Raw genomic sequence first — 14,027 nt, 5'->3', positions numbered from 1 at the left:
CGCGTGCTGCGAAGTCTCCGACCAGCGCGTCGGGGAGCTCCCGGCGCGTGAGCACCGGGCGACCCACCTGGACCCTGCGGCTCGCCCGCGGGCGGTTCTCCGGCCGGGTGGACCTGCGCACCCTTGTGGTGCTCGTCGCCCTGACCGTCGTCGCCCTCGGCGTCGGCCTCGTCGCCCTCGGTGTCGGCGACTACCAGGTGTCCGTCCCCGACGTCCTGCAGGCGCTCTTCGGCGAGACGACGACGGTGGTCCGCATGGTCGTCGTCGACTGGCGGCTGCCCCGGGTGCTGCTCGCCCTGCTTCTCGGCGCGGCCCTCGGGGCGAGCGGGGCGATCTTCCAGTCCATGACGCGCAACCCGCTCGGCAGCCCCGACATCATCGGCTTCAACACCGGTGCCTACACCGGGGCGCTCGTCGTCATCCTGCTGCTCGGCGGCTCGTACTACGACATCGCCGCCGGCGCGATGGTCGGTGGTCTGGTGACGGCCGGCCTCGTCTACGCCCTCGCCTACCGCGGCGGTGCGCAGGGGTTCCGGCTCATCATCGTCGGGATCGCGATCAGCGCCGTGCTCGCCTCGGTCAACACGTGGCTGATCATCAAGGCGGACCTCGAGAAGGCCATGAGCGCCGCAGCGTGGGGAGCAGGCTCGCTCAACGGGCTGTCCTGGACGCAGGTCGCGCCGGTGACCATCATCCTCGTCGTGCTGCTGCCCGCCCTCGTGGTGCTCAGCCGACGGATGGGGATCCTCGAGATGGGCGACGACGCCGCGCAGGCCCTCGGCGTCCGCACGGAGCCGACGCGCCTCGTGATGCTCGTGCTCGGTGTCGCGCTCACAGCGCTCGTCACGGCGGCCGCCGGGCCGATCGCGTTCATCTCCCTCGCGGCACCCCAGCTCGCCCGGCGGCTCACCCGCAGCCCCTCGGTCGCGATGCTGCCCTCGGCCGTCCTCGGGGCGCTGCTGCTCGTGGTGAGCGATCTCGCCGCGCAGCGTGCCTTCGCCCCGACCCAGCTGCCGGTGGGTGTCGTCACGGTGAGCGTCGGCGGCTGCTACCTCGTGTGGCTGCTCGCCCGAGAGGCCAGGCGCCAGTGAGACGCGACCAGACCACCCAGACCGTGCCCGACCAGACCCCTCGCCCTCCTCGCAGAGAGACCACCCAGATGACGACCGACGTGCTCGGCTCCACCACCGCGACAGGCCCGGCTGCCCGCCGCACCGCAGACGAGGGTCCGCGCCTGCGCGCCGAGGGCGTGACCATCGGGTACTCCGAGCACCCGGTGTCGAAGGGCCTGACCGTCGAGATCCCCGACGACTCCTTCACCGTGATCGTGGGGCCGAACGCCTGCGGCAAGTCGACGCTGCTGCGCGCGCTGTCGCGGCTGCTCAAGCCCTCGGACGGGCAGGTCGTGCTCGACGGCGAGGCCATCACCTCGTACAAGGCGAAAGAGGTCGCGCGTCGTCTCGGTCTGCTGCCGCAGACGTCGATCGCCCCCGACGGCATCACCGTCGCCGACCTCGTCGCGCGCGGCCGCTACCCGCACCAGAAGCTGCTGCGTCAGTGGTCTGTCGAGGACGAGGCGGCGGTCGTCCGGGCGCTCGAGGCCACCCAGGTCACGGCGCTGTCCAGCCGCCTGGTCGACGAGCTGTCCGGCGGGCAGCGCCAGCGCGTGTGGGTGTCCATGGTCCTCGCGCAGGAGACCCCGCTGCTGCTGCTCGACGAGCCGACGACCTTCCTCGACATCGCCCACCAGATCGAGCTGCTCGAGCTCTTCGGCGACCTCAACCGCCACGGGCACACCCTCGTCGCCGTGCTGCACGACCTCAACCACGCCTGCCGCTACGCGACCCACCTCATCGCGATGAAAGACGGCGCCGTCGTCGCGCAGGGGCGCCCCGAGGAGATCATCACCGCCGAGCTCGTCGAAGAGGTCTTCGGCCTGCGCTGCATGATCATCGAGGACCCCGTGAGCAAGACCCCGCTCGTCATCCCGCTCGGCCGCCCGCACACCGCGGAGGAGCCCGAGGCCTGATCCGGCCCCGCGACGAGGTCGCCTCGACTGCGCGGGCAGGGTGAAGGTGCTGCCTGGGGTCGCGGGGTGGGGCGTGGGTGCTGATAGTGGTCGGATGACCTCCGGCTCCCCTCGCGCGACCTCGTCCCCCGTCCGTCACGCGCTGCCCGACGACCACCGGCCCCCGTGGTGGGCCCTCGTCTCGTCGGTGGTCGCCCCCGTCGCGATGATCGGCGGGTGGACGTTGTCGCAGGCGCTCCAGCCGTCCTTCGACCCGGTCCGCGACACCATCAGCGACCTCGCGACCGCGGGCATGGTCGCGCCCTGGGTCATGGGTGCTGGGCTCGCGGTGACCGGGATCGCGCACTGCGTCACGGCGTCTGGACTGCGGGAGGTCCCGGTGGCGGGCCGGGCGTTCCTCGTGCTCGGCGGTCTGGCGACCTTCGCCGTCGCGATGTTCCCCTCCGACACCCACCCCCAGCTGCACGGCATCTCGGCGGCCGTCGGCTTCGGGGCTCTCGGGCTGTGGCCGGCGCTCGCGGCCCGCCGCGGTGGGCAGGGGGTGCTGTCGGCGAAGGTCGCCGTCCCGGTCTCGGTCGTCCTGCTCGCCCTCGTCGGGGTCTTCGTCGCCGAGCTCCAGCAGGTGACACCCGACGACGGTGCGCTCACCGGGTTCACGGAACGCCTCGTCGCGGGGGCGCAGTCGTTGTGGCCGCTCGTCGTCACGGTCGCGCTCCGGAGGCGTCGCCGGGCCGTGTGACACCGGAGAGGTGACCGTCGTCCTGCCTGTCAGAGCCCGCGCCTCTGCGCCGTGGCGCGGACCGTGGGCCCGTCATCGCCCAGGTCGCGGTCCCGCGGTGGATGCTCGACCGTCGACCGACGGGCTCCCACGAGGCGCACCAGCCGGCTGACCGGCGCTGCCTCAGCGCCCGACGAGGTCGCCCGCCGGGCGCACCATCGCGGTCTCGTCGGGCGGCCCGAAACCATGCTTCGCATAGAGCCCGTGCGCGTCAGACGTGAACAGGGTCCACCGGAAGAGGGCACCCGGGCCCTCGTCGATCATCGTCCGGACCAGTCCTGTCCCGACACCGTGACCTCGGGCCTCGGCGACGACGAACACGTCGGCGAGGTAGGCGAAGCCGACCCCGTCGGACACCGCGCGTGCGCAGCCGACCAGCTCGCCCGTGTCGGTGCGGTACGCCCCGACGACGCGCCACGACCCGTCGAGGGACGCGTCGATGTCAGCGTCGCCGCGCCACCGGCCCCAGTAGGCCTCGGTCGACAGCCAGCGCCGCACGACGTCGCGCTGCACACGTCGAGGGTCGTCGTCGTACTCGATCTCCATGCCCCGAGTATCACCCGCACGCCAGGTCACGCGTCAACCTGTCGCAGGTGCCCCTCGGCGTGGTCGAGCAGTCGATCCGTACCTGGCCGTTCAGCTCCGGAGCTCGGTGGCGCGTTGGACGGCGGCCTCGTCGGCGGGACCGTTCGTCGCGTCCATCTCCGCGACGAGCACTGCGATGTCGCGACGCTCTCGCTCTTCCCTCTCCGCTTCGCAGTCCCTTGCTGAGCCACTCTCCTCCGGTGCGTCGGCGGTGGTTCGTGCCGGAGAGGTCGGGAGCGCCCTTGCGGAGGATCCTCTGTCGTCGTCCTGATCGGTCGCCATGAGTCGATCATCCCGTGTGACCTTGTCGGCGTGGAGTCGTTGCCTCGCAGCTCCCCGTGACCTCCCAGCCCTCGCCCGTAGGATGCGCACGCACCCCCGGGCCGACCCCTCACCGGACCTGCCCGCACCTGCCCGCCAGGTCGTCACCGACCCCCCACGAACAGGACTCCCTCCATGACCTCCCCCCGCCCGTCCACCGTCGGACGAGTCTTCTCCGTCGTCGCCCTCGTCGAGGCCTTCACCTGGGCCGGACTCCTGGTCGGCATGTTCCTCAAGTACGTCACGGAGACCACCGACCAGGGCGTCTGGTTGTTCGGCCGCCTGCACGGGGGAGTCTTCGTCCTCTATGTGATCGTGGCCCTCGTCGCCGCGGTGAAGCTCCGGTGGTCGTGGAAGGTCGCCCTCGTCGCGCTCGCGGCGAGCGTGCCCCCGCTCATGACCCTCGTCTTCGAGATGTGGGCCCGTCGCCACCACCTGCTGGTGGCCCCCGAGGCGCGCCCCGCGCGCACGGGCGCAGCAGGCCGCGACAGGGACGGCGACTCCGTCCTCGCCTGAGGTCTCGCACGCGCCGCCCTCGCACGCCCGGTCCTCGGACCACCCGCCCGGTGCCGACCAGGCCGGTCACGACCAACCCGGTCACGCGCGGCCTGCACCTGCACCTCACCCCGCCGGTTGCGGCCCGACCGCCCCGACCTGACGATGAGAGAGAGCCTCGCGCAGACGCGCGCAGGCTCTTTTCTCACTCTGGGACGGAGCCCCATGCTGCACGACGTCTCGCCCGCGACAGGCACCGGACACCTCGGAGGTGCGCGATGACCGAGCAGGGCAGCCTCGGCAACCTCGACGGCGACGCCGGCGACAACGTCGAGGGCTCCGGCCACCGGGACCGCGACGAGCCGCGTGACCCGTCGGCCCGCACCGACGGCTATGTCCCGCTGCGCTCGTACGCCGCGATCGGCGACGGCCGGACGGTCGCCCTCGTCGCGGACGACGGCCGCATCGACTGGTTCCCGGTGCCGAACCTCGACTCGCGTCCGGTCTTCGCGTCTCTGCTCGACGGGCAGGCCGGTGGCTGTCTCGAGCTCGCTCCCACGCAGCCGTTCCAGGTGCAGCGTCAGTACGTCATCGGGACCAACGTGCTCCAGACGACCTTCACCACGGCCACCGGGACGGTCCGGGTCACGGACTCGCTCAACACCGGTGTCGCCGGGCGGCTGCCGTGGACCGAGCTCGCCCGGCGCGTCGACGGTCTGAGCGGGACCGTACCGATGGAGTGGCGGGTGCTCCCCGGCACGGTGTTCGCGACGGCGTCGCCGTGGGTCCAGGAGACCGTGCACGGTCCGGTCTTGCGGGTCGACGGCGTCACCCTCGCCGTCCGGCTGCTCGGGGACACCACCTGCGTCGCGGCCGACCAGTCGATCTCCGGGGTCTTCAGCACCTCGCCAGGATCGAGGCACACGATCGGGCTCGTCGGCACGGGCCGCGAGCCCGTGTTCCTGCCGACGCCCGAGGCCCTCGACGAGGGAGTCGACCGCACCGTCGACAACTGGCGCGCCTGGACCGAGGCCTTCCACTACGACGGCCGCTGGGGCAAGGCCGTCCAGCGCAGCGCCCTCGCCCTCAAGCTGCTGATCTACGCTCCGTCGGGCTCGATCGCCGCGGCGGGCACCACGTCGCTGCCTGAGAGCCTCGCCGGCGGCAAGAACTGGGACTACCGCTATTCCTGGCTGCGTGACACGGCCTACGCCGTCGACGCCCTCATCGGCTTCGGCCTCACGGAGGAGACCCACGCGGCGATCAGCTGGACGCTCACCACGCTCCGCGAGTCCGACATGCGGGTGTTCTACTCGCTCGGGGGCGAGCTGCCGGGCGAGCACGCCTTCGCCCAGGTCCCCGGCTGGCGGGGCATCGGCCCCGTGGTCGACGGCAACCACGCCGCCGAGCAGCTCCAGCTCGGTGTGTACGGCGACCTGCTCGGGGTGGTCCGTGGCTACGTCGACGCGGGCAACCTGCTCGACGCCGAGACCGGCCGGTTGCTCGCGTCCATCGCCGACGAGGCCTGCGACGCGTGGCACCGCCTCGACGCCGGGATCTGGGAGCTCACCGAAGAGCGTCACTACACCACGTCGAAGCTCGGCTGCTGGCAGGCGCTCGTCTGTGCTGTGCACCTCGCCGAGGCCGGCCAGATCCCCGGCGTCCCCGACAGGTGGCGGGCCGAGGCTGAGCGCATCCGCACGTGGGTCGAGACGGAGTGCTGGTCTGAGGAGCTCGGGGCCTACGTCATGTACCCGGGGAGCACCGACCTCGACGCGTCGATCTTGCTGCACGCCATGAGCGGCTTCGACCGCGGCGAACGGATGAGCCGGACCATCGACGCCCTGCGCCGCGAGCTCGGCGCCGGGCCGCTGCTCTACAGGTACACGGGCATGCGCGAGGAAGAGGCGACCTTCGTCGCGTGCGCCTTCTGGGGTGTCGCCGCGATGGCCCACGTCGGGCGCCGCGAGGAGGCCGCCGCCTGGATGGACGAGCTGCTCGAGCAGGCGAACGACGTGGGGATCTGGTCCGAGATGATCGACGAGAGCACCGGGGAGTTCCTCGGCAACCTGCCGCAGGCCCTGAGCCACCTGGCGCTCGTCCAGGCCGCGCTCGCCGTCGGGGACGACGACTGAGGGGCGGGCACCTCCGACCGGAGATGCCCGCCCCTCGAGCCGTGCTGCAGGAACGCTGTGCGTCACGCGGCGCGTCGTCCGACGAGCGCCGTGCCAGACGACGGCGCGTCAGGCCGCATGCGTCAGACGACCGCGAAGATCGCCATCGCGATGGCGAAGCCCATGAGACCGATGAGGGTCTCCATGACGGTCCAGGTCTTGAACGTCGTCTTGACGTCCATGTCGAAGAACCGCCCGACGAGCCAGAAGCCGGAGTCGTTGACGTGGCTCAGCACCACGGACCCGGCGGCGACAGCCACCACCACGGTCGCGAGCTGGATCGAGCTGTAGCCGCCGGCGGCGACGGCCGGGGCGATGAGGCCCGCAGCCGTCGTGAGGGCGACGGTGGCCGAGCCCTGCGCCACGCGCAGGACCGCGGCGATGAGGAATCCCGCGACGATCACGGGGACCCCGAGGTCGCCGAGCACGTCGGCCAGCGCGTCGCCGATGCCGGAGGCACGGAGCACCCCGCCGAACATGCCGCCGGCGCCGGTGATGAGGATGACCGAGGCGACGGGGCCGAGCGCGGAGTCGACGATCTTCTCGATCGCCGAGCCCGACTGCCCGCGCCGGCGGCCCAGGACGTAGGTGGCGACGAGCAGCGTGACGAGGAGGGCGACGGGGGTCTCCCCGAGCGCACGGAAGGCCTGCACCCAGACGGCGTCGGCGTCGACCGTACCTGCGGTCGCGAGGGCGTTGAGCCCGGTGTTGGCGAAGATGAGGACGAGCGGCAGCAGCAGGATCGAGACGACGGTGCCGAAGGACGGCGGGTTGTCGATCGCGTCCTGGTCGGCCTCGCCGAGGATGCTCGGGACGGGCAGGTTGATCCGGTTGCCCATGAGCTTGCCGTAGAGGTAGGCGGTGACGTACCAGGTGGGGATGGCCACGACGAGGCCGACGGCCAGGACCGTGCCGATGCTCGCGCCGAGCAGCTCGGTCGCGGCCACGGGGCCGGGGTGCGGGGGCACGTAGATGTGCATGACCGAGAACGCACCGGCGACGGGGAGCCCGTACAGCAGCACGGACCCGCCGAGCCTGCGGGCGACGGCGAAGACGATCGGCAGCATGACCACGAGGCCCGCGTCGAAGAAGATCGGGAAGCCGAAGATCAGCGAGGCGAGCCCGAGCGCGAAGGGTGCACGCTTCTCACCGAACCTGTCGACGAGGGAGTCCGAGAGGACTTTCGCGCCTCCGCTCGTCTCGACGAGCCGTCCGAGCATCGCGCCGAGGGCCACGAGCAGCGCGACGCTGGCGAGCGTGGTGCCGAAGCCTCCTGTCATGACAGGCACGACGGAGCCGACCGGGATCCCGGTCGCGACGGCGGTGAGCAGGCTGACGAGGACGAGCGCCACGAAGGCGTGCATCTTCAGCCAGATGATGAGTACGAGCAGGACCGCGATCGATGCTGCGGCGATGCCGAGCAGCGGTCCTGCCGTGAGTGTCTGTGTCCAGTCCTCGGGCGTCATGGTGTCTCCGTCGACGTGTGGCGTGGGGGGATGGGACGACCGGGGCAGCTGTGCCGTCGGCCGGTGGTGCTGTGGGTCAGAGGTCGAGGTTCCGGATGATCGTGTCGACGATCGCGTCCGGTCGCGGGGCGATGTCGACCGTGAACCCGGCCTCGTCGTCGGCGAGGGGTTCGAGGGTGTTGAGCTGCGAGGTGAGCATCTCCGGCTTCATGAAGTGCCCTGCCCGGCCCTGGATCCTCTCGGACAGCAGCTCCCGTGAGCCCGTGAGGTGCACGAACTCGACGGGGCCGGCCTCGCGGAGGACGTCGCGGTAGCTGCGCTTGAGCGAGCTGCACGGCACGACGGCGCTGTGGCCGGCCTGGGCCTCGGCGGCCAACCAGTCGCGGATGCCGCGGAGCCAGGGCCAGCGGTCCTCGTCGGTCAGCGGGTGGCCGAGCGACATCTTGGTCACGTTGGCGGTGGAGTGGAACTCGTCTCCCTCAGCGAAGGTGGCGCCGAGGCGTCCGGCCAGCAGGGCGGCGGTTGTCGTCTTGCCGCACCCGGCCACGCCCATGACCACGAGCAGGCGGGGTGAGGAGGCGGCTGGTCCGTCGGCGACGACGCCGGGGCGGGCCGAGACGGCGGGGGATGGGGTGCTGTGCTCTGGGGCTGCGCTCTGCGCGCCGGCGACGTCGATGTCCACCGACCGAGCATCGCTCATTGATAACACCTTTGCAACCCCTCGTCTGTGGAGGAGTCTCCCGGACGTAGTCTTGGGCCGTGCCCGCCGACGTCCTCCACAGCCCTGTGCTCGAGACTCTCGGCCGCCGGATCACCGGCGGCGAGGTCCCCGCCGGGACCGTGCTGACCCTCCAAGGCCTCGGGGACGAGTTCGGGATCTCCCGGACCGTCGCGCGCGAGGTCATGCGCCTGCTCGAGGGCCTGGGTCTGGTGAGGTCGAGCCGCCGGGTGGGGCTCGTCGTCCTCGGGATCGACAGCTGGAACGTGCTCGACCCGCGCGTGATCCTCTGGCGTCTCGAAGGCCCCGGACGGGTCGCACAGCTGCGCAGCCTCACCGAGCTGCGCCACGCCGTCGAACCGCTCGCCGCAGCGGGGGCGGCACGGCACGCCTCGGCCGAGGTGCGGAGCGAGATCACCGACATCGCCGCACGCATGCGGCTCCTCGGCGAGGCCGGTGCGGGACGTGAGGCGGAGTTCCTCGCCCTCGACATCCGCATGCACGAGCTGCTGCTGCGCTCGAGCGGCAACGAGCTCTTCGGTGCCTTCTCCGAGGTGATCGCAGCCGTCCTGTCGGGTCGCACGGCCATCGGGCTCATGCCCGCCTCGCCCGTCCCGACAGCCCTCGCCGAGCACGAGGCCGTGGCCCGGGCAGTCGCTCTCGGTGACGCTGCCGCGGCTCAGCGCGCGATGTCCGCGATCGTCGACGAGGTCCAGGGCGCGCTCCCGGGCGTCCTGTCGCAGGGTGTCGAGGAGACGGCCGGCGCGCCGGGCTGACCGCCAGGCCCTGCTCGACCAGGCCTGCACGACCAGGCCTTGCACCATCAGGCGCGCTCCGGCCGCGCCCGGTCCAGGCTCCTCTGGCTCGGCCGCGCGTGGCTCGACCAGGACCGGCTAGACCAGGACCGGCTCGGCCGCGCCCCGCTCGTCAGAGCCCGCGCGCGACCGCCGCACCGGCGGCCAGCCACGCGCGCTGCGTCGCAGGACGCAGCGACCCGTGCCGCAGCACGCCGTCGACCATCGCCGGGTCGAAGGGCACCGTGACGGTCTCCCGCGCCAGGTCCCCGTACCCGGTCGCAACCCGCTGCACGTCTGCCGTCGTGGCCTTGGGGTCGGCCTGGCTGACGACCACCACGGCGTTGCGCGCGAGCTCGGCCGCCTTGGCGTCGACCGTCGCGAGCCCCTCGAGCAGCAGCGCACCGGCCTCGGCGTGGTCGTCGCGCGTGGTCGTGGCCACGACGATCTGGTCGGCGTGGTGGATCATCCGGCGCCACATGGGGTCGGACTCGTCGTTCCCCGAGTCGATGAAGATCAGCCTGTAGTACTTGGCCGCCACGGCGTGGATCGCGTCGACGTCCTCGGGCTCGATCCGCTGGTCCTGCGCGAGGGCCATCGGCTTGGAGCGCAGCACGTCGAAGCGGTCGCGCGTCTGGTGGTGAACGTAGTGCGCGAGGTCGGCCGACTGCGCGCCGGTGCTCAGCAGGCGGTCGACCTGAGGCAGCAGGTCGAGCAGCGTCGCCTCGTGCGGACCCTGCTCGGTGCGCCATCCCAGCGTGCCGCGGGTCTGGTTGTTGTCCCAGGTCAGCACCCCTGCACCGCCGTAGCGTGCGAAGACCGCGGCGAGCAGCACCGTGGTCGGCGTCTTGCCCGCACCACCCTTGCCGTTGACCACAGCGATGGTCCGCGGACCAGGCCAGTGCTGGCTGACAGCGAGCCTGTCGGCACGCTCCGCCCGCTCGGCGTCGCTCGGGCTCATCCGCACACCCGCGCGCGTCAGCAGACCCCGCACACCCTGGGTCGCGGGCTCTTCGCGCTGCTCCTCGGTGAGGAAGGAGCGGCGCTCGCGGCGCGTCTCGGGTGCTGCCTGGGTGCTCGGCTGGTGCTGTGTGCCGACCCCGCGCGGCGGGGTCGGGGCAGCGAGGGAGGAGAGCGTGCTGCTCAGCGGGAGCGGGCCAGGCGGCTGCGGGGCCGTTGGGCTCGTCAGGACCGGAGCGGCTGACTGGCCCGGGTACGCGGGAGCCGCGGTGCCGGGCGCCCAGGCGCCGGGGGCCGTCGGGGCGGGAGAAGGTGAGGGTGCGCCCGGGGCAGGGGCGGGCGGAGCGGCCGACGGCGAGGGTGCGGGGGGTGCCGAGGGGGCGACCTCGGGCTCGGGGGTCGGTGCCGGCTCAGGTGCCGGAGGAGCGGGTGTCGGCTGCGCAGACTCAGACGGTCCCGTCGGCAGACCGGGCGTGGTGCTCTGTGTCGGCTGCGGCACAGCGTCGCCCGCAGGAGCAGGGGGTGCGGGCGGAGCCGGGGGTGCTGACGGCACGGCGGCCGCACGACGGGGGGCGCGTGGGCTCGAGGCCGTGTCGTCGTCCAGCACGCTGCCGTCGGGGTGCACCACGAGCGGCCACCGGCCGTCGGGCCCGGTCGCGGTCATGCGGACCGGGCGGCCGAGCTCGACCGCGGTCTCGGTGACCGTCGCGACGATGGCAGCCCGTGCGTCCTCGAGCGAGGTGGTGTCGATGGGGTGGGAGGTCCCCGCGATGACGACCTCCGCAGAACCGTCGGGTCGGGTGGTGGCCTCGATCAGGGGCCAGTCCGGGACCGTCGAGCTGCTCATGTGTGACTCCTTCTCTCGCCGCGCGTGACGCGTGCACGGGCTGGGGAGGGCACGGTCCCGAGCCGCTCGCACGGCACGGGTGCACGCCCGGTCTGAGTCCGCCGGGTGGCGTCCGTGCCCCGGACCGCGCTCCGACGAGCGTAGGTCGGCAGCGGCGTCCCCGCACCGGGGAGTTCTCCCCGTCCGGCGTGCGGCGCATCGCTGGATGGAGCGTCTACGCGTGGGACGGGGGCCGTCCCACGACCGGCAGGGCGCGAGAGGGGTAGTGCCAGGGCCCTGGTTGTCGGCCGGGTCCGGGTGTGGACTCGGGAGAGCAGCCCAGCCCGCCTGGTGGAGCACCAGCGCCGGGCGGACCGCGCCCGCAGGCCCGACCTGCGGCACCACGACACCCCAGCAGAGAGAAGGTCACCATGACCGGCACCACCGACGAGTCCCCGATGCAGCGCATGCTCGGCGACCTCGCCCCGAAGTTCGCGTCCCTCACCGACGACGTCCTGTTCGGCGACGTGTGGGCGCGACCCGAGCTGTCGCCGCGCGACCGGAGCCTCGTGACCATCACGTCGCTCGTGTCGGCGGGGAACATCGAGCAGCTCGAGGCGCACATCCCGATGGGCCTGGACAACGGCCTCACCCAGGAGGAGATCGTCGAGGCGATCGTCCACGTGGCGTTCTACGCGGGATGGCCGCGCGCCGTCTCCGCACTCACGCTCATGAAGCGTCTGCTCTCCGCCTGACCCGCCCCCGCACCGCCACGTCACGAGAGGACCCCACGATGAACATCGAACCCCAGACGCCGACCACCAAGAACCCGCCGGAGCAGTTCGCGGGAGACGTGTGGCTCGACGTGATCGCCGTCCCGCACGGCCCGGAGCAGCGTGCTGTCGTCGCGAAGGTGCGCTTCGCACCCGGCGCCCGGACGGCGTGGCACTCTCACGCCCGCGGACAGTACCTGCACGTCACGCAGGGGCGTGCGCTGTTCGGCGGGCGCGACGGCACCGTGATCGAGGTGCTGCCAGGCCAGACCCTGTACACGCCGCCCGGCGAGGAGCACTGGCACGCTGCCGCCCCCGACACCTTCATGGAGCACGTCGCGATCCTCGAGAACGCCGACGACCCGGCGATGACGACCGTGTGGCTCGAGCACGTCAGCGACGCGGAGTACTCGAGCGCGAGCGACGCAGGAGGGTCGACCGACTGACGGTCGACGGGTTCGGACGAGACGCTCTCGTGGGCCCGCCCGGCCTCAGAGCCGGGCGGGCCGTGCTCCCAGCACGGCGAAGGACGCGCCCCCGCTGCGGGTGGCGCGTCCTTCGTCAGGGTCCTCGAGGCTCGTCAGCCCCAGAGGCGCCGGGTCGCGATCTCTGCGCCAGCGCTGAGCGCCTCGAGCTTGGCCCAGGCGATCTGCGGGTGGATGCGTCCGCCGAGCCCGCAGTCGGTCGAGGCGATGACGTTCTCCTTGCCGACCACCGAGGCGAAGCGCTCGATGCGGTCGGCGACGAGCTCGGGGTGCTCGACGACGTTCGTCGCGTGCCCGACGATCCCGGGGAGGATGAGCTTGCCCTCGGGCAGCGTGACGTCCTGCCACACCTTCCACTCGTGCTCGTGGCGGGCGTTCGCGGCCTCGAAGGAGTACGCGCCGGCGTCGATCTCGAGCATGAGGTCGACGATGTTCTTCAGCTCGAGGTCTGTGGTGTGCGGGCCGTGCCAGCTGCCCCAGCACAGGTGGAAGCGGATCTGCTCCTGCGGCAGGTCGCGCAGCGCGTAGTTGAGCGCCTCGACCCGGATCCGCGTGAAGGCCTGGTAGTCCTCGATGCTCGGCTCGGGGTTGATCTGGTCCCAGTTCTCGGCGATCGACGGGTCGTCGATCTGCAGGATCAGCCCGGCGTCGACGATGGCCTTGTACTCCTCGCGCAGGACGTCGGCCCAGGCCCAGATGTGCTCTTCCTCGGTGGCGTAGTACGCGTTGGGGATCCGGGACCCGCTGCCGGGCGACAGGCTCGTGACGAATCCCTCCGTGAGCCCGTTCGCCGCGAGACCGGCTTTGAGGTTGGCGATGTCGGAGGCGATCGCGTCGTGGCCCACGTAGGCGAGCTTGCCCGTCGTCGCGGGGAAGGCTGTGGCGCCCTTGCCCGTCGAGATGCCGCTCGTCGGGTCGGTGTACGCCTCGCGGAAGATCGTCCAGTCGCGGCGGTCTGGGAAGGTCGTCAGCCGGACGTCGCCGGGGCCCGAGCGGACGGGCTCGGCCGAGAAGATGTCTTCCCCGGTGACCTCGAGGCCGCTCACACGCTGGAAGGAGTAGGACCACCAGGCGCCGTAGTCGACGGCGCTCGTCATGGCCTTGCCGAACTCGCCGTCGCCCGGGACGGTGATGCCCGCGGCCTTCTGGCGGGCGACGAGGTCGTCGACGGCCGAGGTGAGGAGGCCGTCGAACTCGGGGGTGCGGTCGAGGGTGAAGCCGTCCTCGGCGAGCTGGCGCGCGTCGTTCGCGGCGATGAGCTCGGGGGTGCGCGGCAGGCTGCCGGCGTGGGTGGTCTGGATGCGGTCGCGGCTGTCCAGCATGTGGGCCTCGTCTCGTGATGTCGGGCGCACCGGTGGCGTGGGCCGGACCGGTGCTCGGATGTCTCAGCGGTGCCCTGACAGGCGCGAGGCTTCGCATTCCCGCTGTTCTCACACCCTCCCATGCTCGGGGGTCGCAGAGCGACTGAGCGTCGAGGTCCGAGGTAGACGTCTCGCTGGGCGAGACGAACCGCCTCAGGGGTGTGGTGCGAGAGGTGTGTGCGGGTGGCGGGGTGAGTGGTGCGGCTGGCGAGTGCGCAGGCGCTCTGGACCCTGCTCAGGCAAGCGCTTGACCTCAACCGGA

14 protein-coding genes are annotated in these 14,027 nt (G+C 72.1%); 8 read left to right on the top strand and 6 right to left on the bottom strand.

The annotated features are described in order from the left end of the window. Positions 1–47 precede the first annotated feature (47 nt). From fepG to SANBI_RS18315, 3 genes are all read left to right on the top strand, one after another. Positions 48–1,091, top strand: a complete 1,044-nt coding sequence (gene fepG, locus SANBI_RS18325; protein ID WP_319161365.1) for an iron-enterobactin ABC transporter permease — start codon at positions 48–50, stop codon at positions 1,089–1,091. A gap of 68 nt (positions 1,092–1,159) precedes the next feature. Further along, positions 1,160–2,029: an ABC transporter ATP-binding protein gene (locus tag SANBI_RS18320; protein ID WP_319157617.1), complete on the top strand. Its 870-nt coding sequence runs from the start codon at positions 1,160–1,162 to the stop codon at positions 2,027–2,029. 94 nt (positions 2,030–2,123) lie between these two features. Further along, positions 2,124–2,768 (top strand): DUF998 domain-containing protein, encoded by a 645-nt coding sequence (locus tag SANBI_RS18315; protein ID WP_319157615.1) that lies wholly within the window; start codon positions 2,124–2,126, stop codon positions 2,766–2,768. 162 nt (positions 2,769–2,930) lie between these two features. On the opposite strand, the gene SANBI_RS18310 is transcribed toward SANBI_RS18315, so the two are convergent. Both SANBI_RS18310 and SANBI_RS18305 read right to left on the bottom strand, forming a co-directional pair. Then, positions 2,931–3,353 (bottom strand): GNAT family N-acetyltransferase, encoded by a 423-nt coding sequence (locus SANBI_RS18310; RefSeq protein ID WP_319157613.1) that lies wholly within the window; start codon positions 3,351–3,353, stop codon positions 2,931–2,933. 90 nt (positions 3,354–3,443) lie between these two features. After that, positions 3,444–3,674, bottom strand: coding sequence for a hypothetical protein (locus tag SANBI_RS18305; protein ID WP_319157612.1), 231 nt, complete (start codon positions 3,672–3,674; stop codon positions 3,444–3,446). A gap of 174 nt (positions 3,675–3,848) precedes the next feature. Between SANBI_RS18305 and SANBI_RS18300 the strand changes: the two genes are divergently transcribed. Next, the gene (locus tag SANBI_RS18300) at positions 3,849–4,229 is read left to right on the top strand and encodes a DUF3817 domain-containing protein (protein WP_319157609.1); all 381 of its coding nucleotides are present in this window, start codon (positions 3,849–3,851) and stop codon (positions 4,227–4,229) included. A 257-nt stretch (positions 4,230–4,486) separates the two neighbouring features. Continuing rightward, positions 4,487–6,343: a glycoside hydrolase family 15 protein gene (locus tag SANBI_RS18295; protein WP_319157607.1), complete on the top strand. Its 1,857-nt coding sequence runs from the start codon at positions 4,487–4,489 to the stop codon at positions 6,341–6,343. Between the two features lie 122 nt (positions 6,344–6,465). Here the strand turns inward: SANBI_RS18295 and SANBI_RS18290 are convergent, their stop codons facing one another. Together SANBI_RS18290 and SANBI_RS18285 are read right to left on the bottom strand one after the other, a co-directional pair. Next, entirely contained in the window at positions 6,466–7,848 is a 1,383-nt protein-coding gene (locus SANBI_RS18290) for a GntP family permease (RefSeq protein ID WP_319157605.1), read from the bottom strand. Between the two features lie 76 nt (positions 7,849–7,924). Beyond that, positions 7,925–8,401, bottom strand: coding sequence for a gluconokinase (locus SANBI_RS18285; protein ID WP_408669767.1), 477 nt, complete (start codon positions 8,399–8,401; stop codon positions 7,925–7,927). Positions 8,402–8,607: 206 nt separating this feature from the next. Between SANBI_RS18285 and SANBI_RS18280 the strand changes: the two genes are divergently transcribed. Further along, a complete protein-coding gene (locus SANBI_RS18280) occupies positions 8,608–9,342 on the top strand; it encodes a FadR/GntR family transcriptional regulator (RefSeq protein WP_319157602.1) in 735 nt (244 codons plus the stop codon). Between the two features lie 151 nt (positions 9,343–9,493). On the opposite strand, the gene SANBI_RS18275 is transcribed toward SANBI_RS18280, so the two are convergent. Further along, on the bottom strand, positions 9,494–11,167 hold the full coding sequence (locus SANBI_RS18275; protein ID WP_319157600.1) for an AAA family ATPase: 1,674 nt from the start codon (positions 11,165–11,167) through the stop codon (positions 9,494–9,496). A 410-nt stretch (positions 11,168–11,577) separates the two neighbouring features. On the opposite strand from SANBI_RS18275, the gene SANBI_RS18270 reads away from it, so the two are divergent. Together SANBI_RS18270 and SANBI_RS18265 are read left to right on the top strand one after the other, a co-directional pair. Next, entirely contained in the window at positions 11,578–11,901 is a 324-nt protein-coding gene (locus SANBI_RS18270; RefSeq protein WP_319157598.1) for a carboxymuconolactone decarboxylase family protein, read from the top strand. A 38-nt stretch (positions 11,902–11,939) separates the two neighbouring features. Continuing rightward, positions 11,940–12,365, top strand: a complete 426-nt coding sequence (locus SANBI_RS18265) for a (R)-mandelonitrile lyase (RefSeq protein ID WP_319157596.1) — start codon at positions 11,940–11,942, stop codon at positions 12,363–12,365. A gap of 134 nt (positions 12,366–12,499) precedes the next feature. Here SANBI_RS18265 and SANBI_RS18260 read toward each other — a convergent pair whose 3' ends face one another. Further along, entirely contained in the window at positions 12,500–13,726 is a 1,227-nt protein-coding gene (locus SANBI_RS18260) for a cobalamin-independent methionine synthase II family protein (RefSeq protein WP_319157594.1), read from the bottom strand. Between the last annotated feature and the right edge of the window lie 301 nt (positions 13,727–14,027).

This window comes from Sanguibacter biliveldensis, assembly GCF_033798665.1.
Lineage (GTDB): Bacteria > Actinomycetota > Actinomycetes > Actinomycetales > Cellulomonadaceae > Sanguibacter > Sanguibacter inulinus.
Note: the sequence above shows the minus strand (reverse complement) of the source record. Positions and strands in the feature narration are given on the sequence as shown.

Bases quoted from the DNA above. Each gene is read 5' to 3' on its own strand.
- SANBI_RS18300 (WP_319157609.1), top strand. From the start codon at position 3,849: ATGACCTCCCCCCGCCCGTCCACCGTCGGACGAGTCTTCTCCGTCGTC.
- SANBI_RS18295 (WP_319157607.1), top strand. From the start codon at position 4,487: ATGACCGAGCAGGGCAGCCTCGGCAACCTCGACGGCGACGCCGGCGAC.
- SANBI_RS18275 (WP_319157600.1), bottom strand. From the start codon at position 11,167: ATGAGCAGCTCGACGGTCCCGGACTGGCCCCTGATCGAGGCCACCACC.
- SANBI_RS18310 (WP_319157613.1), bottom strand. From the start codon at position 3,353: ATGGAGATCGAGTACGACGACGACCCTCGACGTGTGCAGCGCGACGTC.
- SANBI_RS18290 (WP_319157605.1), bottom strand. From the start codon at position 7,848: ATGACGCCCGAGGACTGGACACAGACACTCACGGCAGGACCGCTGCTC.
- SANBI_RS18315 (WP_319157615.1), top strand. From the start codon at position 2,124: ATGACCTCCGGCTCCCCTCGCGCGACCTCGTCCCCCGTCCGTCACGCG.
- SANBI_RS18270 (WP_319157598.1), top strand. From the start codon at position 11,578: ATGACCGGCACCACCGACGAGTCCCCGATGCAGCGCATGCTCGGCGAC.
- SANBI_RS18305 (WP_319157612.1), bottom strand. From the start codon at position 3,674: ATGGCGACCGATCAGGACGACGACAGAGGATCCTCCGCAAGGGCGCTC.
- SANBI_RS18320 (WP_319157617.1), top strand. From the start codon at position 1,160: ATGACGACCGACGTGCTCGGCTCCACCACCGCGACAGGCCCGGCTGCC.
- SANBI_RS18260 (WP_319157594.1), bottom strand. From the start codon at position 13,726: ATGCTGGACAGCCGCGACCGCATCCAGACCACCCACGCCGGCAGCCTG.
- SANBI_RS18265 (WP_319157596.1), top strand. From the start codon at position 11,940: ATGAACATCGAACCCCAGACGCCGACCACCAAGAACCCGCCGGAGCAG.
- SANBI_RS18285 (WP_408669767.1), bottom strand. From the start codon at position 8,401: ATGGGCGTGGCCGGGTGCGGCAAGACGACAACCGCCGCCCTGCTGGCC.